The following is a 23,604-nucleotide window of genomic DNA, read 5'->3' as shown; positions in this document are numbered from 1 at the left end:
CTCAAGTCGACCCATTATGGTCTGCCTGTTACCGACCCGTCCCCTTCCTGATTTTCCCGGGGTGGCTACCCCGGGAAAATCAGTCCTTTGTCGCACGCAGCGACACGGAATGCATAAGACAAGCCTGACGCGCCTTTTTCCGGTATGGGCGGTTCTTGTCTCGCTTTGCGCCGTGCTGTTTCCTGCCCCGTTCGTGGCGTTGACACCGGCGATCACGCCGCTTCTGGCCTTCATCATGTTCACCATGGGTGTCACGTTGACGGTGGGGGATTTCGCGCGGATCGCACGCCGACCGCTTCCGGTGCTGGCCGGTGTGGCGCTGCATTATCTTGTCATGCCGCTGGCGGCGTGGGTCATTGCGCACCTGCTGGGCATGCCACCCATGCTTGCAACCGGCATGGTGCTGGTGGGGTGCGTGTCAAGCGGCACGGCATCCAATGTCATGATCTATCTGTCACGCGGCGATCTGGCGCTATCGGTCAGTATCAGCACGCTTTCCACACTGGTTGGCATTGTCGCCACCCCGCTGCTGACCCGTCTGTATGTCTCCGCCGGTGTGCAGGTCGATAGCTGGGGCCTGTTCCGCAGCATTGTGGAAATCGTCGCCCTGCCGGTTCTGGCCGGGGTGGTGGTCAACGCATCATGCGCACGCACGATCCGCCGGATCGAACCGGTCCTGCCGCTGGTGGCCATGGTGGCGATCATGACCATCATCGGCAGTATCGTCGCCGGTGTGCGGCCATCCCTTGCGGCGGTGGGGCCGCTGGTACTGGCGGGCGTGGTGCTGCATAACGCAATCGGGCTGCTGGGCGGTTACTGGGGTGGCCGTCTGCTGGGTTTTGACGAAACGGTATGCCGCACGCTGGCGCTGGAGGTCGGCATGCAGAATTCCGGACTGGCCGCAACGCTGGGGCGTGTCTATTTTTCCCCGCTGGCGGCGTTGCCGGGGGCCGTATTCTCGATCTGGCATAATATTTCCGGCTCGGCCCTGGCCGCCATCTGGGCGGGGCGACCTCCCGGTCCTGCCGGTTCCGGGCGGTCAGGGCAGCGGGGCATTGCTGGTGCCGGGCATGTTGAACAGAAGGAACAGCGCGATAACCAGCAAAAGGATCGGTAACAGACCGATCCCCTTAAGCCCCGGACTGTTGGCACCCCCGTACCAACCGGAACGGAAACCATAGCCGCCCCCGCCAATGGCGAATATGAGCAGGCAGATCACAAGAAGGGTCAGCATGGGATATACTCCACAAAATGCCTGCTGACCCAACGTAAGGGATTGTGTACGGTTCCGCCGTGCAGCATGCCCGCGCACCCACTCCGTCCTGCCATGCTGAAGGGGACCCTGCGTGATTCCATTTTCGGTTCTTGACCTCTCCCTCATCACACGCGGATCAGGCGTGGCTGATGCGCTGCGCAACACGTGCGATCTGGCGCAACTGGCGGATGGGCTGGGTTTTCATCGCTACTGGCTGGCGGAACACCATGCCCTGCCGGGCATTGCTTCCGCCGCGACAGGTATCCTGATCGGACAGGTCGCGGCCGCGACACGGCGCATCCGCGTGGGGGCAGGCGGCATCATGCTGCCCAACCATTCCCCCCTTATGGTGGCCGAGCAGTTCGGCACGCTGGAAACGCTTTTTCCCGGTCGCATCGACCTTGGGCTGGGCCGTGCGCCGGGGGCGGACCAGCGCACGGCGCGCGCCCTGCGCCGCGACCCGCACGCACCGGACCGCTTTGCGGAAGATGTGGTTGAACTGCTGCATTACTTCGAACCCATGGACGAAAATGACACCCATCGGGTCCGTGCCATACCGGGGGCGGGACTGCGCGTGCCGGTATGGCTGCTGGGATCGTCGCTTTTTTCCGCCGTTCTGGCGGCACGTCTGGGCCTGCCCTATGCCTTTGCATCCCATTTCGCGCCCGCGCAGATGGAGGAGGCAATCAGCCTTTACCGCGCACGTTTCGAACCATCGGAACGCTGCCCCCGGCCCCATGTGATGCTGAGCGTGAACATCATCGCAGCCGATGATGCGACCGGGGCACAGCGCCTGGCCACGTCGCTACAGCAATACTTCGTCGCCCTGCGCCGGGGACGGCCCATTGCCTTTCCGCCCCCGCATGACACGCATGAAGCCCTGTGGTCACCTGCGGAACAGGCCATGCTGGACCACGCGCTTGCCTTTACCTTTGCCGGATCGGTAGACACGATTGCACCGTCCCTGCGGGACTTCATGACCCGTTACCGGCCTGATGAACTGCTGACCGCCGTACCCCTGTTCGATCACGTGCAGCGCCGTCATTCGCTGGAACTGACGGCGGCGCTGCGATCCGCGCTGTAGGCTGGCCCGTCAGATAACGGGTGTAGGCAGGGGCTGGCCCGCAAAATAGGCAGCCAGATTGCGTACGACCAGATCCCCCATCGCCAGCCGGGTTTCCACCGTTGCGCTGGCGCGGTGGGGTTGCAGCACCGTGCGCGGGCTGGTGCGCAGGGTTTCGGGCACATCGGGTTCATGCTCGAACACATCCAGACCCGCACCGCCAAGCGTTCCCGCCTCCAGCGCACTGCTCAGGGCCTGCTCATCCACCACCGAACCACGGGCTACGTTGATGAGGAACCCGTCCGCCCCCAGTGCGTCAAGAACCTGCCGGCTGACCAGATGCCGTGATCCCGCCCCACCGGATGCCGCGACCACCAGAATGCTGCTATCCGCCGCAAGCACCGCGAGGTCGGGGATAAAACGGTAGCCTTCCAGATTCAGGTCACGCAGGTCGGTATAGGCGACGGGCATGCCAAACGCCCCGGCCCGGCGTGCAATGGCCTGCCCCACATGCCCCATGCCCAGAATGCCCAGCTTCCGCCCCGATACCTTGCGGCCCAGCGTCGGGCCGGGTGCCTTGCCCCATTCCCCCGCACGCACGTAACGATCCCCGGCAGGCAGGCCCCGCAGCAGCGACAGGATCAGCCCAATCGCCATATCCGCCACGTCATCCGTCAGGACACCGGGGGTGGTCGTGACATGCACTTTCCGCTGCCGGGCCAGATCCAGATTGACGGCGTCGGTTCCGATCCCGTTTATGGCGATCAGCCCAAGGGCGGGCAGGATATCCATGACCGCATCGGGCACGCCCGTCCCGCCGCCGGTTGCAACCGCCCGTATCCGGCCCGCCGCATCCCCCAGTGTCGCGGCCAGCGTTGCGGAGGGTGTGTGACGATGGACCGTATAGGCCGCATCAAGCTGTTGCTCGATTTCCGGCATCATGGGTTCCAGCAGCAGGATTTCAGGCTTCATGGGTCATGCCTTCCAGTAGGGGCCGTTCAGGCTAGATGGGTGCGCACATGGCCAAGGCCGGCAAAGCTGACATCGACATCCGTGCCATGAGCGACAAAGAGAGTACCCATGCTTGACCCCGTTGTGACAATCACATCCCTGCCAATACCGATCCCGCGACGCGATGCGTGGTTGGCCAGCCATACCAGCATGCGCAGCGGATCGCCTGCGGCGTTACCGCCAATCCGGTCTACGCGCACATCGTTATCAATGCGCAGGATCACGCGTTCGCTCTGGGGGACAATGGCGCGCCAGTCAGCCCGGCCCGACCCCACAACCAGCGCCCCGTGATTCTGCTGGTCCGCAGCATGCACCAGCGCAGGCTGGGAGGACGGTTTTTCAAAACGGGTATCCAGAATCTCGATAACCGGATGAATGGTGCCGATCGCGTCCAGCACCTCATCGCGCGTCCATTCGCCATCACGGGGTGGAAGGGCACGGGCGAAACGGTAGCCAATTTCGGCTTCCACCCCCAGATACCGGCACAGCGCATGCGGCACGGTCGCGCCATCAGTGAAGATCGTACCGGTATGAATGGGCGCGCAGGCGGGTTCTGCATCCGGGCCGGAAGCGCCAACCTTCCACCCGCCAATCGGCCCCATATGCCGCCCCACCGCATCCTGCACCCTGTAAGCCTGCGCCATGTCCGCCGGGACAAGGCTTTCATCAACCCCCGCAGGTGCCGGCTGGTCGCCGCGACGTATGGCTACGAGCAGGTCAACAAGGGAGGAAGGGGACGAAGACGGCATGAAAGTCATTTTCCTGCGTGAAATAGGAAAGGGCGGATGACAGGTTCCGCAAGATGACACATCCCCCGACGTTGAGCCACGCCACCCACGCGGGATAGACCCGCACCGGCCATGGCTTATGGCAGGCGCGACAGACGGTCCATCAGCAGCGACCACAGGCCATCGCTGTCCACATCACGCAGGAACAGCGCATTGCGTGGCCTGTCCGTTACATGCCACCAGTCCACTGCCGTTGCCCCCTGCATGAGCGGACTGGCGACCTCGACCGCGACATTGACCTCCCGCCCGGTAAACAGGTCCGGGGCCAGTAGCCAGCCGATCGTGCAGGGGTCATGCAGGGGCGCGCCATCCCAGCCATATTTCGCCAGATCGAACCGCCCGGAAAAACCCAGCATTTCCGCCGCCGCCCCGGCGCATCGACCCCGAAGCGCGCACAACTGATCCAGACGCGGTGCCGTGACCAGAAAGCGGTGCGTGACATCCAGCGGCACAAGGGTAAGCGGCATCCGGCTGCGCAGGACGATATCGGCGGCATCAGGGTCCGCGAACATGTTGAATTCGGCGCTGGGAGTAATATTGCCGCATTCCGCATAGGCGCCGCCCATCGACACCACCCGTTCCACCCGCGTTGCGATATCGGGGGCCTTGATGACGGCCATGGCAAGATTGGTCATCGGCCCCAGCGTGACGACTGTTACAGTGTGGTCAGGATGGGCGCGGATCGTATCGATCAGGAAATCCACGCCATGCTGCGCTGCGGGGCGCAGGGTCGGCTCGGGCAGGGCGGGGCCGTCCATGCCGGTCTGGCCATGCACGTGTTCCGCCGTTACCGGATCGCGCCGGACGGGACGCGCGCAACCGGCATGAACGGGAATATCCCGCCGCCCGGCCAGTTCCAGTATTTTGCACGCATTGACCGCCGTCTGCCGTACCGGCACGTTGCCCGCCACGCTGACCAGCCCCAGAACATCCAGTTCGGGTGAAGCAAGGGCGAGCATGATGGCGATGGCATCATCCTGCCCCGGGTCCGTATCGATTATGATCCTGCGCCTGTCGGCCATCGTCCTGTTCCGGTAGAAATTAAGCATTACTGAATGATGATACCGGCTATGGCGGCACTCGTCAGGTTCGACAGCATGCCACCCAGCACGGCGCGTGCGCTGCTGCGCGCCACTTCTTCGCGCCGGTCAGGGCACTGGCTGCCAAACGCCGCGACCAGTAACCCGACCGAACTGAGATTGGCAAAACCACACAGCGCGAAGGATGCAATGGCCGCCGCCTGATGGGACAGATGGCCCGCCTGAATGGCGGGGCCGAGCCGGGCGTAGGCTACGAATTCGTTCACCACCACCTTCAGCCCCAGCACCGAACCCACCGCGCCGCATTCACGCCCGCTTACGCCCAGCAGCCACGCAAGCGGCCCGAACACGAAACCCATAAGGTATTCCAGTGACAAGGCGGGGATCCCGACCACGCCACCCGCCGCCTGCAATACACCGTTGACCAGCGCGATCAGGCCGATGCAGGCAACCAGCATGGCCGCGACCGCAAGGGCGGTCCGGGCACCCTTGAGGGCGCCTTCCATCACCGCCTCGAAAAACGCACGGTGATAGGCGCCGCGCGCCGCGTCAATCGAACCCGTCCGGTTTTCCGGCCCACGGGGCGCGAGTATCCTGCCGAACATCAGGCCGCCCGGTATCGCCATGAAGGATGCAGCCACAAGATAATCCGCCGGAATACCCAGCCCCACATACCCCACGAGGGTTGCCCCCGATACCGAGGCAGCGCCACTGCACAGCACGCTGAACAGTTCCGTCCTGTCCATTGCGGCAAGGTAGGGACCAAGGGCCACCGGCAGTTCGCTCTGGCCCACGAAAATGGTGATGACCGCCCCAAAGGATTCCACGGGTGACGTGCCCAGCAGCCGTTGCAGCGCGCGCCCGAAGATGCGCGCGAACGCCTGCATCACCCCGCAATGGTACAGGATTGCGATCAGCGCACTGACATAGACCAGTGATGGCAGTACCTGAAACGCGAAGACATAGCCCCCATCGGGAAACAGGTCGCGCATATGCGGCCCCACAAGGGGACCAAACAGAAAACGCGCCCCCTGATCGCCGTAGGACAGGAGGCGCGTCACCATGGTCGATATGACCCGCAGTGCTGCCTGCCCCATGGGGACACGCAGCACGACAAAGCCTATGGCGACCTGCAGCAGCAGGCATGCCATGACAATGCGGGGGCGGATATGCCTGCGGTTGGTGGAAAATGCGATGCCGATGCATATCAGGACGATAATGCCGATACATCCACGGATATGCATGAACCAACCTTTGACAGCGCCGGACCTGGCAACAGGTTTTTCTGGCAAGTAGTTGTATCAGCGTAACATCATCCCCCGCCGCGTCAACCGGCGGGGTTGGGATCAGGCCGTTTCGGGCATCGTCGCCATGTCGATGACGAAGCGGTATTTCACGTCCGAACGCAGCATACGGGCGTAGGCGGTCTCGATTTCATCCATGCGGATCATCTCGATATCGGCGGTGATGCCATGCTCGCCACAGAAATCCAGCATCTCCTGCGTTTCGGGGATGCCGCCGATCAGCGAGCCGCTGAAATTGCGACGCTTCATCAGCAGGCTGAAAACCGAAACGGGCAGGGGGTTTTCCGGCGCGCCCACCTGCACCAGCGTACCGTCGCGGCGCAGCAGGTCCAGATAGGCATTGATATCATGATCGGCAGCGACGGCATCAAGAATGAAGTCAAAGCGACCGCGTTCCTTCGCCATGGCTTCCGGGTCTTTGGACAGCACGACTTCATGCGCGCCAAGGCGCAGCCCATCAGCGACCTTGCTGGCGGATGTGGTGAACAGCACCACATCCGCGCCAAAGGCACGGGCGAATTTCACGCCCATATGGCCAAGTCCACCCAGCCCCACGATCCCCACACGCTGGCCCGGACCGACCTTCCAGTGGCGCAGGGGGGAATAGGTGGTGATTCCCGCGCACAGCAGGGGGGCGACAGCAGCAGGGTCCAGTTTTTCGGGCACCTTCAGCACGAAAGCCTGATCGACCACAATCGCGCGGGAATATCCGCCAAAGGTGATGCCGCGCCCCTGCCGGTCCTCCCCGTTATAGGTGCCGACAAATCCTACTTCGCAATACTGCTCGAACCCCGCACGGCAACTGCTGCATTCCCGACAGGAATCGACCATGCAGCCGACGCCCACCAGTTCGCCCGCGCGGAAGCGGGTGACGGACGGGCCCACATGTGTCACGCGCCCGACGATTTCATGCCCCGGTACGCAGGGAAAAATGGTGTTGTGCCATTCATTGCGGGCCTGATGCAGATCGGAATGGCAGACACCGCAATACATGATGTCGATCTGCACATCCTCGGGGCCGGGATCGCGGCGGTCCAGTGCGATGGGACCAAGGGACGCATCGGCGGCGGTGGCCGCGTAACCTACGCATGAAAACATGACTGACTCTCCGTTCCTGACATGCCACGCCGGGCGTGCGCCGGGGCATACAATTTCCCTATTGTGAACAGAAGGCGGCCCCTTCTGTCGAGGGGAGGGACAGCACGCTCATGCAGCCGTGATCGCCGCCGACCCTTCACACCGGCAGTTGCACCTGCCCGTTTGCATCGCGCGTAACGGGGCAGACGGCCACGACCGCGCCCCATGGCAGTACGGCATACAGATGCGGGAAAAGCTGGCCGCCCCGTGCCGGTTCCCACCGCATGGCGGCCGGATCAAGCAGGCCGCAGTCAATGGCCAGCAGCATCAGGTCGCTCTGCCCGCTGAAATGCCGGTCCAGCGTACCGGGAACCTGTGCCCCGGTGGAAAAATGGATGAACCCGTCCGCCAGATCGGCCGGGGAGCCGGAAAAACTTCCCGTACGCTCGAAAATCTCATGTTCGGCGGAGGTCAGGATCTTGTAAACGATGCGGTCAGCCATGGCGCCTTTCCTGATTGCGGGGCCTGAGTAGCCCCTGTTTTCCCGCTACTGGCGGAAGACGGGCCTTTCAATGGCCCATCTGGCGGGGAATGGCAAAGCGCCTGCCCATCCGCAGGACAGGCAACGCCAGCAGCGCGAGGACCGTGCTGCCCCCCACCACGGCATAGGCCCCGGTGGTGGATAACGCTACACCCCCACACAGCGCGCCCGCGCCAATGCCCATATTGAAGCCGCATACGCAAAAGGAACACGCGGCTTCCCGCTCGTCCGGAGCCAGTTCGATGGCGTAGCTCTGCGGGCTGAGGTTCAGCACGCCCGTAACAATCCCCCACACCGCCATATCGGCCCATACCGCAGCCGGAAACCAGCCCGAAAGCATGAGAAACGCGTGGCTGGCCAACAGCCCCACCACGGCAAACCCGATGGCCCGCCCGGCGGAATAGGGCAGGTTACCACCCAGCCAGTTGCCCGCAACCCCGGCAACCCCGCATACCAGAAGCAGCAGCGGCAGTAGGGTTTCCGGACTGTGCGGAATGGCCTGCAACAGGGGGACGATGTAGGTATAGGCCGTGAACTGGGCCATCTCCACCAGTGCCGTCAGCACGGCGATATAGCGCAGCCGTGGCTGACGCAGCAGTTGCATGACATCAAGATGCCTGCGCTGCGCAGGAAGCGGCGGCAACAGCACCATCATGCCCGCCATGACCATAAAGGCCATTACCCCGAAAACGCCAAAGGCCGCACGCCATCCCAGCCATTGCCCGATGGCGGAAGCCAGAGGAATGCCACCGGCAATGGCGACCGCAACACCGCTGAATGCCCATGCCGTAACCCGTGCGACCGGCAGGCCCGGCCCCAGCCGTACCGCCACACCGGCAATGATCGACCAGAAAATGCCATGCCCCAGCGCCAGTATCACCCGCAGCACGGCCATGAGCGCATAATTGGTAACGAACGCGCAGGCGATGTCCACCACCCCGGCAAGGCCCAGCAGACCGACCATGATGACGCGCCGGTCCACGCCGGAGGTCAGCAGCGTAAGCGGTATGGCACCCAGCGCCACCATCCATGCATACCCCGTGACCAGTTGTCCCACACTGCCAGCGGAGACCTGCAACCCCTGTGCAATATCCGTCAGAAGGCCGATGGGCAGGAGTTCGGTCACACCCCACACGAATGCTCCCATGGAGAGCAGGACGATACGCAACATAATCACAGACACCTGACGGGCATGAAGAAGATAGCACATGACCATCTTCCGACAGGCCGTGCGTGGCCGCTTTAGCGTTATCACCGCAGCACGAAAAGGGGATGATGCCCACAATTACGCAAAGACTGGAAAAACACCGGTGGCAGTCCATGCCGCTGGTCAATCCCGACCGCTTCAATGCTGCTCTCATGACCGAAAACAATGCTGACCTGCATCTCCGATCGAACTGTCACGCACGCAGTCAGGCAGGCTTATGCCATTGCACTCGACAGCCGGTTTCCGGCCAGCCTGAACCCACCATCGCGGGCCTCCGTTACACTTTGGCGGCAACCGCCCCAATCAACATGCCTGCTCTATGAAAAAGCCGATCGCCTGCGTTACGGATACCGGGCGGGACGAGGGTTATGCCGTATCCGAGTGCATGTCCGTGCCGATTACGCAGCAGATGACATCATCACCCTGACGAGTCTGGAATTGCAGAATAAGATAATAGTATTATACAAATAAAAATGTTATTATTTTTACCGTTTCCATTTAAAATAATTTATTTAATGAAATCCGATATATTCCATCATTCGTAGCAGACCGTATTCTTTATACTCGGCCTGTCGACGGTTCGCGGTCCATAGTCCTTTCGGTCCTGTAATCACCCGTGCCTTGTCAGACTGGCCTTTGCCATCCGGCTGAAGCGTATCCGGCAGTCAGAAGGGGCAGGGGAGGGAACAGTCCTGAAATGACTTCATGTATATTTCATCTCGAGCGCAGTCGCAGATGAACATCTGAAAAACAGAAGAAAGAACAGCCCCCGATAACCAGATCGCATTGCCAGCGCGCACAAAAAAAGGGGCCCCCTGAACGGGTGCCCCTTTATTCTGGTTTTACAACCGCAGATTACTGCTGGTCCTGATTGCGGTGTTCGCCATGCTCACCGTGCTCACCGTGCTCACCGCCACGCTCGCCGCGGTCGCCACGCTCGTTGCCCTGCGAACGATCGCTGTTATCGCTGTTCTGGTTGTCGCCTTCGCTACGGTTGCCGTGGTGGCCGCCGTGTTCACCATGATGGCCGTGGTGACGGGATTCCGTGTTGTCATCCGCATGCGCCACAACCGGCAGGGACAGACCAAGAGCGGCAGCGAAAAGGAGTGCTTTTTTCATGTAATTAATATCCTCTTAATAAGCTGATTCATCTCAAATCAGTCAGGTTTAGTCTAAAATATCGAACAGAATAAATAAAGTGTTCAGGGACCAACCAATTGTAACGGAATGCATCATGACACACCCGACAAAAACACAGGTCAGGTATCCGATTACTGTGCAGGTCAGGGTTCGTCGTAAATAAATCCTTCTTCCGGCATGGCAGATACGCCTTCGTGCGTCCGCACGTAGCCACGTCTGTTTTTCCAGGCATGAATCAGGGCTTCGCGCCATTCTTCATGCGGCTCTTTACGGGGTTTGGGGGTGGAATCGGATTTTATGTTCATGATCCGGAAACCTCTGAAAAAGCCCGCAGAAGCACAGGCGTAAATGCCTTACCAAAAACCATCCCCAACGAGTGTGATAATTATATGAAGACAGGAATACCTGAAAAAGACATTGCCCGTTACCGGGTGCTGATCCGTCACCACAGCCATCGGTATTTTTTCCAAAATCCGCTGACCTTGCCCTCTATCCGCCTGCCGTGCCCGTGCGTAAACACGTCCTTCGCATGGGCCGGAACGACATCCATGCCCGACAGGAAGAACAGAAGCCATGCAACAATCATCCGGGGATAGGACAGAATTCCCCTACACCAAGTAACGTGACCATCACATCAGGACCAGAGCCACTGGTTTTTTTCGGAAGTGAGGTCTGTTCAGTGCCGGATACGGGCGATGAGATCATAGTCAGCCCGGTAAATCTGCCTGATCCGCTCAATCTGGTCGGGCCGGGGCAGTTCGCCTTTATTGACCGTTCCATTCATCTGCCTGATTGCGACAGGCGTATATCCCGCCACAAAGTCCTGAATGCCCTTCATATCATCCAGCATGAACAGGCGATCGACCGCAATGTGTCCATCCCGGTCAGTCAGGTACCATGTCTGGGGACGGAAAATATGGTCGATTTCGTATGTTCGCCGCGCCTGCGCAACAAGATCAAGCGCGTCGTCCAGATCACGTAACCCCATGTAATGCGCCCGGAAGCCCCGGGCCACCTGCCGCGTTTCACCACCGCCCGTCCGCGCGTAGCGACAGGCCGAAAGGAAACGCTGCACCGGGTCGCGCAGAATGGCGAAAGAGGGAAAACGCAGCAGATCAGGCATCCGATGCTGGAAATACCGGACCGTTTCATGCCCGACATCCATGCCGTACAATGCACGCGTTATGGATGTTCCGGCATTCTTGGGTATGTGAAGGAAGAATACACCCCGTTCACGCACCATGGCCGCACGGCGCTGCCGTTTTGGTCCGGGCGGGTAGGGAATTCGCAGCTCCGCCAGTCGTTCATGCACGTCGCTGGACATCTTGACACGAACGACGGGCTGCAAAAGCGTCTGCATGAAAAACGGTTCCGATAGGCAGGCGGGTCCCCAAGGACTCGATGCATCATCTGCCATGGAAACGTACGGTGTGTGAATAAAGGAAACGGATTGAAACAGCCCGGACAAAGAACGGCCTCTGCCACGACAGGGCAGGGACACCGCACGCGTTTTCCATCGGGCTCCGGTCCCGTTTCCATTACGCGGAACCCTTCCGCTGCACGGATAACCTACCGTTCAACTGCATACGACCCCAGGTCGCCCCGAAGGTGGCAGTCAGAGGCCAGAGTAGAATGCCAGCCATATCATTTCAAAGGCTTTTCCATCGGAAGAATCCATGATTTCGGGCAGAGCGACGTGCTGGTCCCCAACCCGCTCCATATACATAAACCGGTGGTCTCCCTGCGCGCGCCACCACCCATACCGATCGGAATATAGCCTTCATCCATAACGATACGGCCTGACGGGGGATCGCCCGCCCGGCGCAATGTTCTTGGTTCGGCAAATATCCTGATCCGCACAATGCTCCGCTGCGCGTGCGGAAGCAGGGAAAGCGTTCCGTTTCAGCGCCACCGATCTTTCCACCGGCCCGTGCAGCCGACTGGTACCCCGTAAGGACGCTGACCAGACGCATGCACAGGTACCACGGGCCATCGTATGGCGTGCTGACCGCTATTTCACGGTGAATGGCCTGTTCATTTTCCGCAGTCCTGAAGGATTATGACACAATAAAATGGATGGGTCTTATGCTGAATCATGTTGCGATTAATTATCACATTCATTACTAATTCACCCGCCCATGACACGCCGCGCCCGGCGGCGCTGGTTCTGGTGCCGCACACCGTCTGTCAAGGGAGGTCAGTTGTGACCCCGATTTCTTTCTCCCCGTGGGAGATGTTCCTTAATGCCGGTCCCGTGGTCCGCTGCGTCATGATCCTGCTGGCGGTGGCCTCGCTGCTGACCTGGACCATCTTCATTGCCAAGTCCGTCGAACTGCTGCGCGTGCGTCTCACACTCCACAAAGCGGAAAAATCGCTGGAGGAGGCCAACACGCTGGATCTGGGCGAAGAGTGGACGCGCGGAAATTCTTCCATCGCCCACACGCTGGTCATGGCTGCGGAGACCGAACGCCGTCGTTCGCGGGACATTCCTGATGATGGCGAAGGGCTGAAAGAACGCATTGTCCTGCATCTCGAACGGCTGGAAGCTGCCGAAGGGCGCCGCCTTATGCGGGGCACCGGACTGCTTGCCACCATCGGCGCCACGTCGCCCTTCATTGGCCTGTTCGGCACGGTCTGGGGGATCATGACCTCGTTTACCGGCATCGCGGCGAGCAAGGCCACCAGCCTCGCCGTGGTGGCTCCCGGCATTGCGGAGGCACTGCTGGCCACGGCGCTGGGACTGGTCGCAGCCATTCCGGCGGTGGTGATCTACAACCATCTTGCCCGCCAGACGGCGTCATGCCGCGCGCAGGTGGCGGACCTTACCGCGCTGGTCATGCGTCTGGTGTCACGCGATCTGGGCCGCATGCACATGCTGATGGCACAGGATAATATCGTGCGCCTTGGCGGACAGTCGCACGATGCCCGCGCGGCGGCGGAATAGGGGCGGTCATGGCCATTCGCATCCGTCACGCCGATGAAAACCCGCATGAGGCCAGCGAGATCAACGTCACGCCCTTCATCGACGTGATGCTGGTGCTGCTGGTGATCTTCATGGTCACCGCCCCGCTGACCACGGTGAACGTGCCGGTGGACCTGCCGTCCTCGACCGAGAAGCCGACGCCGCGCCCGGATGATCCGGTATTTCTGACGGTAAAAGCCGATCACGGTCTGGCGCTGGGAGAAGACGACATTTCGACAGATGCGCTGCCCGGCGCGCTGGAAACCGCAACGAAGGGCAACAGGGATGAACGGATCTTCCTGCGCGCTGACAGGACCGTCGATTACGGCACGCTGATGGGGGTGATGGATAAGCTGCGCGCCGCCGGCTACCTCAAGGTCGCCCTGGTCAACCTGCAGGGGCAGGAGGAAGGCAGCGAAGCCGGAACGACTGCGCTGCCGGACGCCAACCACGCTTCCGCAACCGGCGGCACACCGTGACTATCGCCACCGATACGCCGGACGGGGGAACGCATGCCGCATACCCGATTGAAAACCCCGCCGTGCCATCCTTTGCCCAGTGGCAACGCAACCGGGCGCGACTGACCCGGCGTATGGACACCATCCGCTGGGGGCTGTCCCTCCTTGCGGTTCTGGCGACCACTGGTGGGGTCATCGGGTGGGTCATGCACCTGCCGCCTGCGCCGGTGGTCGTGGCGGAACAGGCACCTGCCGCCATTGCCATAGATATGGCCCCCGAACCTGTCTCCATCCCCACCCCGCCGACTGACGCGCCGGTCGGACCGAAGCAGACACTGTCCATACCCGACCCGCAACCCGATCCGCCGCCAAAGATCACGGCACCCCCTTCGCCCGCGCCCAACCCGCCGGTTCCGGTGCCCGCACAAGAACAGCGGAAAATCCCCAGAAAGAAAACCAGACCGACGCTACAGCAAAAGAAACCGGTTCCGGATAAAACACCACCTGCCGACGCGACCACCGCGCCACCTTCGGCCGAAGCGCCGCCCGCACCGACACAGGCAGCACCCGCGCCCGGTTCCTCATCGGCCCATGCCGCACATGATCCGGTTACATGGCAGGGCGCGCTGCTGGCGCAGCTTGAGAAATTCAAGCGTTACCCGTCCGAGGCCATGGCCGGCCATCAGGAGGGCGTGCCGACCGTAACCTTCTCCATGGACCGCAAGGGGCATGTGCTGTCGGTCACGCTGGCCCAAAGTTCCGGTCATGCCCTGCTGGATCAGGAAGCACTGGCGTTGCCCAGCCGCGCCCAGCCGCTACCCATCCCGCCGGACAGTGTGGCAGGCGATCCCATTAAACTGACCGTGCCGGTCGAATTCTACCTGCATCAGAACTGACCACGAGGCTGCCCGAAACGTTACGGCAGTCCGCGCACAGGTCTGTTCCGGTTTCTCGTGATCCAGACGGCTGATCCGTTCAGCAGCAGCCTGTCCGTTCCCTGCGCCCATCCCTGCTACGGGCAGTAAAATGATGCGAACGGCGTGCGCCATCGGGAAGGCACCCTTTCACCAGATATTCTGGCAGGTTCTCATCGGCTGACCAGAAAAAGTCATTACGCTATAGACCTGTTCTGCACACGCGCTAGGATCAGCCCGGTTATGGCAGGATGAAAGCGACCGGGTGACTACGACTCTCCAGCGTGCAAAAGGGCGGTTCGGACTGGAAGTCAGGGCATCAGGCACCCGTACGCGCATGGCCGATCTGGTGCAGGAGGGATGTTGCCGCCTTCTGTTTCCCCGGATTGCGGGGCCGGGGATGGAGACGGCTACCGTCAACATATCGGGCGGGATTGCAGCGGGTGACCGTATCGAAGGCCGTCTTGCCTGCGGGGAGGGAACGGACCTGCTGATGACATCTCAGGCGGCGGAACGGATCTATCGTGCGCGCCCTGATGATGCCCCGGCTGAAATTGCGGTCTCGTGCCGGATTGATACCAACGCCCGGCTGGAGTGGCTTCCCCATGGCACGATCTTTTTTGATGGCAGCCGCCTGCATCGTCGCATGACGGTAGACATGGCAGGCTCGGCCACCTTCATGTTTCTGGAAAGCCGGATATTCGGGCGTAGGGGTTCGGGCGAGAACCTGTCGCGGCTGGATGTACGTGACCGGCTGTCCATCCGGCGGGACGGCAGGCTGTTAGTGGAAGATATGCTACGGCTGGAAAGTCCGGACGTGTCCACCCTGCTGGTACAACCGGCTGTAGCTGACGGGCAGGGGGGCGTGACGACACTGGTGCTGGTCAGCCCGCAGGCGATGGACCTGCTGCCGGACGTGCGCATGCGGCTGGCGACCCCCGAATGCGCGGGGTTTGCCGCCTCCGCATGGAATGGCATGCTGGTGGTGCGGGGGCTGGCACAAAGTGGATGGATGCTGGAAGTCGCGGTGCGCCACATCCTGCCCATCCTGCGAAATGGCCGGCCCATGCCCGGCACATGGCGGTCATGATGATGGCGCCCGACCGGCGCGCAAGGGAGCGGATGACTACATGAAGCTGACACCCCGAGAGAAAGACAGGCTGCTCGTTTCCATGGCGGCCATGGTGGCCCGGCGCAGGCTGGAACGCGGCGTGCGCCTGAACTACCCCGAAGCCGTGGCGCTGATTACCGACCATGTGGTGGAAGGCGCCCGCGATGGCCTGAGCGTGGCCGAACTCATGGCCAGCGGTGGCCATGTGCTGACGCGCGCGCAGGTCATGCCCGGCGTGGCGGAAATGATCCATGACGTGCAGGTTGAAGCCACTTTTCCTGATGGCACGAAACTGGTGACGGTACATGACCCGATACGCTGACCCCCTGTCCGAAGGGGCCATTCCGGGCGAAATCCTGGCTGCCGATGGTGATATCATCCTTAACGAAGGCCAGCCGCGCCGCGTGCTGCGCGTGACCAATACCGGCGACCGTCCCGTACAGGTGGGCAGTCACTATCACTTTGCCGAAGTCAATCCCGCCCTGCATTTTGAACGCGCGCAGGCGCTTGGCTGGCGGCTGGATGTGCCATCCGGCGGCGCTGTACGCTTTGAACCGGGGCAGGAGCGAGACGTGACACTGGTGCCTCTGCGCGGGTTACGGCGCGCCATCGGCTTTCGCGGCGATGTCATGGGGAGCGTGGATAAATGACCCGGATTACGCGGCATGATTACGCGAGCCAGTTCGGTCCCACCACCGGCGACCGCGTGCGGCTGGCGGATACGAACCTGCTGGTGGAGGTGGAGAAGGACTTCACCATCTATGGCGAGGAAGTCCGCTTTGGCGGCGGCAAGACCATCCGTGACGGCATGGGCCAGTCACAGGCCACCCGCGCGCAGGGGGCGGCGGATACGGTCATCACCAACGCGCTGATCATCGACCACTGGGGCATCATCAAGGCGGATGTAGCGCTGTGCGACGGACGGATCGCAGGCATCGGCAAGGCGGGGAATCCCGATATCCAGCCCGGCGTTGACATCATCATCGGGCCGGGGACGGAAATCATCGCGGGGGAAGGCAAAATCCTGACGGCGGGCGGCATGGACAGCCACATCCATTTCATCTGCCCCCAGCAGATCGAGGAAGCGCTGGCATCGGGCATCACCACCATGCTTGGCGGCGGCACGGGACCGGCCACGGGCACGGCGGCCACCACCTGCACGCCGGGACCATGGCATCTGGCCCGCATGCTGCAGGCGGCGGATGCATTTCCCGTCAATCTGGCCTTTGCCGGCAAGGGCAATGCCTCACGCCCCGAAGGGCTCGAGGAAATGGTCCGCGCCGGAGCGTGTTGCCTGAAACTGCATGAAGACTGGGGGTCGACGCCTGCGGCCATCGACTGCTGTCTGGGTGTGGCCGACCGGATGGACGTACAGGTCATGATCCATACCGACACGCTGAACGAAAGCGGCTTTGTGGAGGATACGATTGCAGCCTTTCAGGGCCGCACCATCCACGCCTTCCACACCGAAGGCGCGGGCGGCGGCCACGCGCCGGACATCATCCGCGTGGCCGGGCTGCCCAACGTGCTGCCGTCTTCCACCAATCCCACGCGGCCCTATACGCGCAATACGCTGGATGAGCATCTGGACATGCTCATGGTCTGCCACCACCTTGACCCCAGGGTGCCGGAGGATATTGCGTTTGCCGAAAGCCGCATCCGGCGCGAGACCATCGCGGCGGAGGACATTTTCCACGACATGGGCGTGCTGTCGATGATGTCATCCGACAGTCAGGCCATGGGCCGGGTAGGCGAAGTGCCGCTGCGTACATGGCAGACCGCCCACAAGATGAAAAGCCAGCGCGGTGCACTGCCCGGCGATGGCGCGGCGGACAACAACCGCGTCAAACGCTATATCGCCAAATACACCATCAACCCCGCCATCGCCCATGGCCTGTCGCATGAGGTCGGGTCCATCGCGGTGGGCAAACTGGCCGACCTTGTATTGTGGGAGCCTGCCTTCTTTGGCGTGAAGCCCGATCTTGTCATCAAGGGTGGGGCCATCGCCTATGCCATGATGGGCGACCCGAACGCCTCCATCCCCACGCCGCAGCCCGTGCATGGCCGCATGATGTTTGGCGGCTATGGCGGCGCACTGACCCATACAAGCCTGACATTCGTGTCAAAAGCGGCCCTTGAGGATGATATCGGCCGGAAACTCGGCCTGCGTAAAAGCCTTTCCGCCGTATCCGACACGCGTGGTGGCATTGGCAAGCGCAGCATGATCCATAACGACGCCATGCCGCATATCGAGGTCGATCCCGAAACGTATGAAGTACGGGCCGATGGCGTGCTGCTGACGTGTGAGCCTGCCGACATCCTGCCCATGGCCCAGAGGTATTTCCTGTTCTGATGACCCGTGTTGCCGAAATCCTGCCAGCGGGAAGCTGGAATGAATCCGATGCGGCCGACATATTCGCTGCTGATTACGAAGGCCGCCATCGCCGGCGCATGATGCTGGTCCTGCGTTCAGGCGCAAAGGTGCTGCTGGAACTGGAGCACGCCCGGCTTCTGCATGATGGCGACGGCCTGCGGCTGGAAGATGGCCGTATCATACGGGTCGAAGCCATGGCCGAAGACCTGATGGAAGTCACGGCCCACGACCCGCTGCACCTGTTGCGGCTGGCATGGCATCTGGGCAACCGGCATCTGCCCGCGGCGATCGGGGGACAGCATATCCTTGTGCGCCAGGACCATGTGATTGCCGATATGGTCCGGGGTCTTGGTGGTCACGTCCATAACGTGCGGGCGGCATTCGACCCTGAAAGCGGGGCCTATGCCGGACGCGGGGCAGGCCATGCCCACGGGGATGAGCACCACCATCATTCCCATGACTGAACACGAACCGGCCGGACTGGACTTCCTGCGCCTGCTGTCATGGGTGTCACCCGCCTTTCCCACAGGTGGCTATGCCTATAGTCACGGGCTGGAATGGGCTGTTGAACGGGGCAATGTGCGGGATGTGGAGACACTCTGCGCATGGATAGGCACCCTGTTGCGCCATGGCAGTCCCGGCAACGATCTGATTATCCTGCATGCCGCCTGGGCTGCGGGGAACGACGATGAACGCCTGCGCGATATTGCCGAATTCGCCTGTGCCTGCGCCACCTCGCGCGAACGGTATGAGGAAACGGTCTATCAGGGCGAAGCCTTCCTGCGCGCGGCAGGCGTATGGGATGTCGTGCCGCCCGAGGCCGCTCGGGCGGGGGTACGCTGGCCGCTTCCGGTGGCGCAGGGACTTGTGTTCCGCCGGGGCGGCGTTTCGCGGGGGCAAGCCGTGCTTTCTGGCGGTTATGCTGCCGTCGCAGCCCTTGTATCCGCTGCCGTAAGGCTGGTGCCGCTGGGACAGACGGACGGACTACGCGCGCTTTCCCGGCTGGAACCCGTAATGGCGGAAATGGCAGACCGTGCACAAGCGCAGACACTGGAAGATGTGGGCGGAGCCTGTTTTGGCTCCGACCTTGCGGCGATACATCATGAAACTCAGGAAACGAGGTTGTTCAGGACATGACAGAGGCAAAACACGGCCCGCTTCGGGTAGGCATCGGCGGTCCGGTTGGCACGGGCAAGACAGCACTGATGGATGCGCTGTGCCGCCGCTTTCGCAATAATTACAATATCGCCGCCATCACCAACGATATCTACACACGTGAAGATGCGGAGTTCCTGACCCGCGCCGGTTCCCTGCCACCCGAGCGGATCATGGGGATCGAGACCGGTGGCTGCCCCCACACCGCCATCCGGGAGGACGCCAGCATCAATCTGGCCGGTATTGCCGAACTGACAGATCGTTTTACCGGTCTGGACCTCGTACTGGTGGAAAGCGGAGGGGACAACCTTGCCGCCACCTTCAGCCCCGAACTGGCGGACCTGACCATTTACGTCATTGATGTTTCGGCGGGCGACAAGATCCCCCGCAAGGGTGGCCCCGGCATTACGCGCAGCGATCTGCTGGTCATCAACAAGATCGACCTTGCACCGCATGTGGGGGCCGACCTTGGGGTGATGGACCGCGACAGCAGGCGCATGCGTGGCGAACGGCCCTTCGTATTCTCCAATATCCGCGCGGACGAAGGAGTCGAAGCCATTGCACGTTTCATTATTGAACAGGGGGGGCTGTAAAATATTATTATAAAACTGTTCGTAAATCCGAACGCATAATATGTGTTCCAATCAGATGGTTCATTTCATCAAGACAAATTAAAAATGCTTCGAGCCAGCAGAAATTATTGGAATGGGTCGATAATCAGCACCCCATAGAGGCATATAAATACACGCCTATGAATGAGACACTCTTTTCTGACGATCAACAGAAGTGGATGGAACCCTTTTTCCATTAATTCATAGGTCACCATTTCCTAAAATATTGCTTCAAACGCAATCTTTGATAAAAAACAGGAAAAGTTTTTGAATGCTGTCTTTTTCCAAAAAGACGTCGTCTTCAAAGTTCTTTGGAAAAATCTTCCTTATTTTTTCTGGGTATTTCCAGACAGGCTTTGCAAACAGTCTCTAAAATACTGACTTTCCATACCGGTTCAGCCATCAGGAGATAGGAAGTATCGTCCACGCGCGAAGACGTGTAAGGGCAGGGGACATTATTCCCTGCTACCGTCGCATCCTTCATAAGAAAGACGGACGTATCATGGCTGATAATACGCTTTTTTCCCTTACCGGCAGACGGGCGCTGGTCACCGGGGCTTCCCGTGGCATCGGGCTGACCCTGGCACGCGGGCTGGGCCAGTCGGGGGCAAAGATCGTGCTGAACGGTCGCAATCCTGAACCGCTTGAAACAGCCCGTGAGATGCTACAGCGCGAAGGGCTGGATGTCGTAATCGCTCCGTTTGATGTGACCGATCAGGAAGCCGTCATCGCCGGGGTTGAAAAAATAGAACATGAACACGGCCCGATTGATATTCTGATAAACAATGCGGGCATCCAGCGTCGCGCGCCGCTGGACCAGTTCAGCCGGACAGACTGGGATGCGCTGATTGCGACCAACCTGAACGCGGTTTTCTTTGTAGGACAGGCCGTGGCGCGACACATGCTGCCCCGTGGACGGGGCAAGATCGTCAATATCTGCTCGGTACAGAGCGAACTGGCACGGCCCGGCATCGCGCCGTATACCGCAACCAAGGGCGCGGTCAAAAACCTGACCAAAGGCATGGCGACGGACTGGGCGCGCCATGGATTACAGATCAACGGGCTTGCGCCCGGTTATTTTAAAACAGAAATGAATGAAAAGCTGGTGGCGGATCAGGAATTTACCCAATGGCTGTGCAAACGCACGCCCGCCGGTCGCTGGGGAAATGTGGAGGAGCTTGTCGGCGCTGCGGTTTTTCTGTCATCGGATGCGTCCAGTTTTGTGAATGGTCACGTCCTTATGGTGGACGGTGGTATTACCGCGTCTTTGTAATTCTTGTGATGATATGGGCATATGCCCGCAGCGGCGCTTGCGGGCATACGTTCCATACAATCCAGTCTGCCCACGTATTCGTATCATTTGAAACGGACTTATTTCTTAGAGCCTGAATCAAAAAGCGGTTAGATTGATTTTTCGCAGAAATCTGCGGATATGAGCGATCATCAACCACGCGTGGGATGACGAGATTGTTGCCTCGACATCCTTCGTGAGGCGACGGCAGCGTCCGGGCCATGCAAAGCTGCGCTCCACGATCCAGCGTTTGGGCAGGACGACGAAGCCTTCGGCCCGATCACTACGTTTGACGATCTCGATCGTCCATCGGCCGACTTCGGCCAGTGCACCACGCAACTTCCCGCCAGCATACCCCCCCGTCACCGATCAGATGGCGGAGCCAGGGAAAAAATGAACGCATTCTGGTTGCTACCAGCGGCGCACCATCACGATCCTGAATGTCGGCGGGATGTACGACAGCCGCCACGACATGACCCGGCGTATCGGTCGCGATATGCCGCCTGCGGCCCCTGATCTTCCTGCCCGCGTCATAACCGCGCGGGCCGCTATTGGCAGCCGGTTGTGACGATATGGAGGATCGCCTCCGTGACCCGGCGCAAACCCGTACGTCGTGATCTCCCCAGTCGTTTCCTCTCGGGAATCAGCGGCGCAATCAGCGCCCACTCCGCATCGCGAAGGTCGCTTGCATATTCCAGATCGTCCCTTTGATACTGCGCACGGGTGATTTCAGTCCAGGCCATCCTGATCTCATCAGGTTCTCGCAAACCCATAAATCATAATCTGCTGAAATCACTCAACTCATTTTCGGTCAGACACTGAGACAATAAAGCCAGACCCAAATGGGAAATCAGCCGTTGGACATATAGCCCTGAAAAGAAACGAGCCCTCAAGAAAACCCTTGGTTCTTTCCCCTGCTACTATTCCATGGTTCCCCATTCCATTCTAGACAAATGCACCACGTAGGAAAAAAGCCGAGGTGCTGGAATGGTGGCGTGTCACCAGTGAAGCCGTGAACCGCGAACGTGTGAGAAGTCAGGTCATAAAGATTCCTGTTGTCTTCAAAGACCTTGCCACCTTACTGGACGTTATTCAGGATAGTCCTGAAGACCTCGCAGAACTCAGGAAACATGCTTATGCGTTGAAAGATGCTGTCAGCAAGGTTGTTCGCAGAAAGTCACGACAACATAAAAATCAGGAAAACGCCACATTCCCAGAAGAGAAACTCACATATTAATTATAAAAAAAATAATATATACTATCAATAAATTACTCATTTATCCTTACAATCAGGTAGGTCAGTATACAGAGACGAGTCTACTTGGTAAATCTTCCAAACACTACTTTCACGGTGTAGCCTGACACACACTGCAAGCGGATCACCAGCCCCAGACGGAAAGCTCATAAACAATCGAACAACTGCATTGTTGCTGTTTTCTTTAATCTTTGTGGCTTTCATACCGGAAGTCCATTCTACGCTAGAATCCTGCGTATGTGTGAAATAATCCCTATCTCCAGCCAAATCACCGTAAACTCCAGTTTTATAAGCATGAATTATTTTTTTATATAGCTGGCTTGTAACATAATTTTTTATATCCATGTTACAGAACAAACCATCCAATTCACGGTTTGGTTCGTCCATAGACGGTTGAGCACATGCAGTCATATATTTTTGATAAAATTCCAGAACTTTTTGTTCTGGTTTTCCGTTCTGGGCATATGCCCAGAACGGAAAAAAAACAAAAATGCTAACACTCAACATTTTCAATTGATTATGGATGTCTATAAATTTTATAGCTTGGCTTTTCATTGCGATACGCTGGCCCAGGATACAATCCGCGCAGTTGTTTGAAATCTGATATCCAAATACTACCATCAAACATACACATATATCCAGCTGGATGTCCTGTGACAGGTTGGATAATGGCGACATCTCCGGCCCGAAATGGTCCCGTTGATGGAACCTCACGAAAACCTGATGCTTTGAGAGGTGAGTCATAATCCTTCGCATATCTCGTATTCATAAGACGAATACCACCAGCGCCGATGGCTTCGCGAGTATAAGTTGCACATTTTACTTTACTTTCTGGTAGAACATGTGTCCGAAGGTGCTGGATTGCCCTATTGACATCCCACGGCATATTTTCCTCCATGATTGGTTTTTTGAGGAAATCTGTTGATGAATCATCAAACGACAAAAACCCGTCAGAAATCATTCTGACGGGTGACATGAAAATAGCACACAATACGTTCTGGTTATTGTGTTTCTGTTTCTGAAGATCAGAAACCTGATTTAATCATG

At 59.7% G+C, this 23,604-nt stretch carries 26 protein-coding genes, 1 pseudogene and 1 other annotated feature; of the genes and pseudogenes, 15 read left to right on the top strand and 12 right to left on the bottom strand.

From position 1 onward, the window contains the following. Positions 1 to 109 precede the first annotated feature (109 nt). Positions 110 to 1,117: a bile acid:sodium symporter family protein gene (locus tag ACBR42_RS11375; RefSeq protein WP_371208088.1), complete on the top strand. Its 1,008-nt coding sequence runs from the start codon at positions 110 to 112 to the stop codon at positions 1,115 to 1,117. Positions 1,118 to 1,346: 229 nt separating this feature from the next. Then, positions 1,347 to 2,339 (top strand): LLM class flavin-dependent oxidoreductase, encoded by a 993-nt coding sequence (locus ACBR42_RS11370; RefSeq protein WP_371208087.1) that lies wholly within the window; start codon positions 1,347 to 1,349, stop codon positions 2,337 to 2,339. Between the two features lie 9 nt (positions 2,340 to 2,348). Here ACBR42_RS11370 and ACBR42_RS11365 read toward each other — a convergent pair whose 3' ends face one another. The 8 genes from ACBR42_RS11365 to ACBR42_RS11330 form a co-directional block, all read right to left on the bottom strand. Then, positions 2,349 to 3,290 (bottom strand): 2-hydroxyacid dehydrogenase, encoded by a 942-nt coding sequence (locus tag ACBR42_RS11365; protein WP_371208086.1) that lies wholly within the window; start codon positions 3,288 to 3,290, stop codon positions 2,349 to 2,351. A 26-nt stretch (positions 3,291 to 3,316) separates the two neighbouring features. Beyond that, complete coding sequence (locus ACBR42_RS11360; RefSeq protein WP_371208085.1) at positions 3,317 to 4,078, bottom strand: 2-keto-4-pentenoate hydratase; 762 nt, start codon at positions 4,076 to 4,078, stop codon at positions 3,317 to 3,319. Positions 4,079 to 4,194: 116 nt separating this feature from the next. Beyond that, on the bottom strand, positions 4,195 to 5,139 hold the full coding sequence (locus tag ACBR42_RS11355; RefSeq protein ID WP_371208084.1) for a nucleoside hydrolase: 945 nt from the start codon (positions 5,137 to 5,139) through the stop codon (positions 4,195 to 4,197). A 26-nt stretch (positions 5,140 to 5,165) separates the two neighbouring features. After that, entirely contained in the window at positions 5,166 to 6,401 is a 1,236-nt protein-coding gene (locus ACBR42_RS11350; RefSeq protein ID WP_371208083.1) for a NupC/NupG family nucleoside CNT transporter, read from the bottom strand. Positions 6,402 to 6,503: 102 nt separating this feature from the next. Further along, the gene (locus tag ACBR42_RS11345; protein ID WP_371208082.1) at positions 6,504 to 7,559 is read right to left on the bottom strand and encodes an NAD(P)-dependent alcohol dehydrogenase; all 1,056 of its coding nucleotides are present in this window, start codon (positions 7,557 to 7,559) and stop codon (positions 6,504 to 6,506) included. Positions 7,560 to 7,695: 136 nt separating this feature from the next. Next, a complete protein-coding gene (locus tag ACBR42_RS11340; RefSeq protein WP_371208081.1) occupies positions 7,696 to 8,040 on the bottom strand; it encodes a DUF952 domain-containing protein in 345 nt (114 codons plus the stop codon). Between the two features lie 67 nt (positions 8,041 to 8,107). Next, entirely contained in the window at positions 8,108 to 9,250 is a 1,143-nt protein-coding gene (locus ACBR42_RS11335) for an MFS transporter (RefSeq protein WP_371208080.1), read from the bottom strand. A 159-nt stretch (positions 9,251 to 9,409) separates the two neighbouring features. Next, positions 9,410 to 9,610 (bottom strand) — a sequence feature (23S ribosomal RNA rRNA prediction is too short). 531 nt (positions 9,611 to 10,141) lie between these two features. Further along, positions 10,142 to 10,405, bottom strand: coding sequence for a hypothetical protein (locus ACBR42_RS11330; protein ID WP_371208079.1), 264 nt, complete (start codon positions 10,403 to 10,405; stop codon positions 10,142 to 10,144). A gap of 251 nt (positions 10,406 to 10,656) precedes the next feature. Between ACBR42_RS11330 and ACBR42_RS11325 the strand changes: the two genes are divergently transcribed. After that, on the top strand, positions 10,657 to 11,022 hold the full coding sequence (locus tag ACBR42_RS11325; RefSeq protein ID WP_371208078.1) for a hypothetical protein: 366 nt from the start codon (positions 10,657 to 10,659) through the stop codon (positions 11,020 to 11,022). Between the two features lie 80 nt (positions 11,023 to 11,102). On the opposite strand, the gene ACBR42_RS11320 is transcribed toward ACBR42_RS11325, so the two are convergent. Then, positions 11,103 to 11,786, bottom strand: a complete 684-nt coding sequence (locus ACBR42_RS11320) for a sulfotransferase family 2 domain-containing protein (RefSeq protein ID WP_110547558.1) — start codon at positions 11,784 to 11,786, stop codon at positions 11,103 to 11,105. A gap of 873 nt (positions 11,787 to 12,659) precedes the next feature. Between ACBR42_RS11320 and exbB the strand changes: the two genes are divergently transcribed. The 11 genes from exbB (at position 12,660) to ACBR42_RS11265 (ending at position 21,284) form a co-directional block, all read left to right on the top strand. After that, on the top strand, positions 12,660 to 13,370 hold the full coding sequence (gene exbB, locus ACBR42_RS11315) for a tonB-system energizer ExbB (RefSeq protein ID WP_371208095.1): 711 nt from the start codon (positions 12,660 to 12,662) through the stop codon (positions 13,368 to 13,370). A gap of 8 nt (positions 13,371 to 13,378) precedes the next feature. Then, a complete protein-coding gene (gene exbD, locus ACBR42_RS11310; protein ID WP_371208077.1) occupies positions 13,379 to 13,867 on the top strand; it encodes a TonB system transport protein ExbD in 489 nt (162 codons plus the stop codon). A gap of 113 nt (positions 13,868 to 13,980) precedes the next feature. Beyond that, positions 13,981 to 14,742: an energy transducer TonB gene (locus ACBR42_RS11305; RefSeq protein WP_371208094.1), complete on the top strand. Its 762-nt coding sequence runs from the start codon at positions 13,981 to 13,983 to the stop codon at positions 14,740 to 14,742. Positions 14,743 to 15,025: 283 nt separating this feature from the next. Beyond that, positions 15,026 to 15,850 carry an urease accessory protein UreD gene (locus ACBR42_RS11300; RefSeq protein ID WP_371208076.1) on the top strand — a complete coding sequence of 275 codons (825 nt, stop codon included), beginning with the start codon at positions 15,026 to 15,028 and terminating at the stop codon, positions 15,848 to 15,850. 40 nt (positions 15,851 to 15,890) lie between these two features. After that, positions 15,891 to 16,193: an urease subunit gamma gene (locus tag ACBR42_RS11295; RefSeq protein ID WP_110547596.1), complete on the top strand. Its 303-nt coding sequence runs from the start codon at positions 15,891 to 15,893 to the stop codon at positions 16,191 to 16,193. Next, the gene (locus ACBR42_RS11290; RefSeq protein WP_102323685.1) at positions 16,177 to 16,521 is read left to right on the top strand and encodes an urease subunit beta; all 345 of its coding nucleotides are present in this window, start codon (positions 16,177 to 16,179) and stop codon (positions 16,519 to 16,521) included. The genes ACBR42_RS11295 and ACBR42_RS11290 overlap by 17 nt, the downstream gene beginning before the upstream one ends. Then, complete coding sequence (gene ureC, locus ACBR42_RS11285; RefSeq protein ID WP_371208075.1) at positions 16,518 to 18,224, top strand: urease subunit alpha; 1,707 nt, start codon at positions 16,518 to 16,520, stop codon at positions 18,222 to 18,224. The genes ACBR42_RS11290 and ureC overlap by 4 nt, the downstream gene beginning before the upstream one ends. Further along, a complete protein-coding gene (locus ACBR42_RS11280) occupies positions 18,224 to 18,709 on the top strand; it encodes an urease accessory protein UreE (RefSeq protein WP_371208074.1) in 486 nt (161 codons plus the stop codon). The genes ureC and ACBR42_RS11280 overlap by 1 nt, the downstream gene beginning before the upstream one ends. Continuing rightward, a complete protein-coding gene (locus ACBR42_RS11275; protein ID WP_371208073.1) occupies positions 18,681 to 19,382 on the top strand; it encodes an urease accessory protein UreF in 702 nt (233 codons plus the stop codon). Before ACBR42_RS11280 ends, ACBR42_RS11275 begins: the two co-directional genes overlap by 29 nt. Continuing rightward, entirely contained in the window at positions 19,379 to 19,993 is a 615-nt protein-coding gene (ureG, locus tag ACBR42_RS11270) for an urease accessory protein UreG (protein ID WP_371208072.1), read from the top strand. Before ACBR42_RS11275 ends, ureG begins: the two co-directional genes overlap by 4 nt. Before the next feature lie 520 nt (positions 19,994 to 20,513). Continuing rightward, positions 20,514 to 21,284, top strand: a complete 771-nt coding sequence (locus ACBR42_RS11265) for an SDR family oxidoreductase (RefSeq protein WP_102323680.1) — start codon at positions 20,514 to 20,516, stop codon at positions 21,282 to 21,284. Between the two features lie 117 nt (positions 21,285 to 21,401). Here ACBR42_RS11265 and ACBR42_RS11260 read toward each other — a convergent pair. Then, positions 21,402 to 22,045: pseudogene (locus tag ACBR42_RS11260) on the bottom strand (transposase). A gap of 236 nt (positions 22,046 to 22,281) precedes the next feature. On the opposite strand from ACBR42_RS11260, the gene ACBR42_RS11255 reads away from it, so the two are divergent. Further along, positions 22,282 to 22,539 carry a hypothetical protein gene (locus tag ACBR42_RS11255; RefSeq protein WP_371208071.1) on the top strand — a complete coding sequence of 86 codons (258 nt, stop codon included), beginning with the start codon at positions 22,282 to 22,284 and terminating at the stop codon, positions 22,537 to 22,539. A 36-nt stretch (positions 22,540 to 22,575) separates the two neighbouring features. Here the strand turns inward: ACBR42_RS11255 and ACBR42_RS11250 are convergent, their stop codons facing one another. Together ACBR42_RS11250 and ACBR42_RS11245 are read right to left on the bottom strand one after the other, a co-directional pair. Then, positions 22,576 to 23,112, bottom strand: coding sequence for a DUF3828 domain-containing protein (locus ACBR42_RS11250; protein ID WP_371208070.1), 537 nt, complete (start codon positions 23,110 to 23,112; stop codon positions 22,576 to 22,578). After that, positions 23,075 to 23,518: a hypothetical protein gene (locus ACBR42_RS11245; protein WP_371208069.1), complete on the bottom strand. Its 444-nt coding sequence runs from the start codon at positions 23,516 to 23,518 to the stop codon at positions 23,075 to 23,077. Before ACBR42_RS11245 ends, ACBR42_RS11250 begins: the two co-directional genes overlap by 38 nt. Positions 23,519 to 23,604 lie beyond the last annotated feature (86 nt).

The sequence above is a fragment of the Komagataeibacter sp. SM21 genome, assembly GCF_041402665.1.
GTDB lineage: Bacteria > Pseudomonadota > Alphaproteobacteria > Acetobacterales > Acetobacteraceae > Komagataeibacter > Komagataeibacter saccharivorans.
The sequence above is the reverse complement of the archived record's forward strand: the minus strand, read 5'-3'. Positions and strand labels throughout refer to the sequence as shown.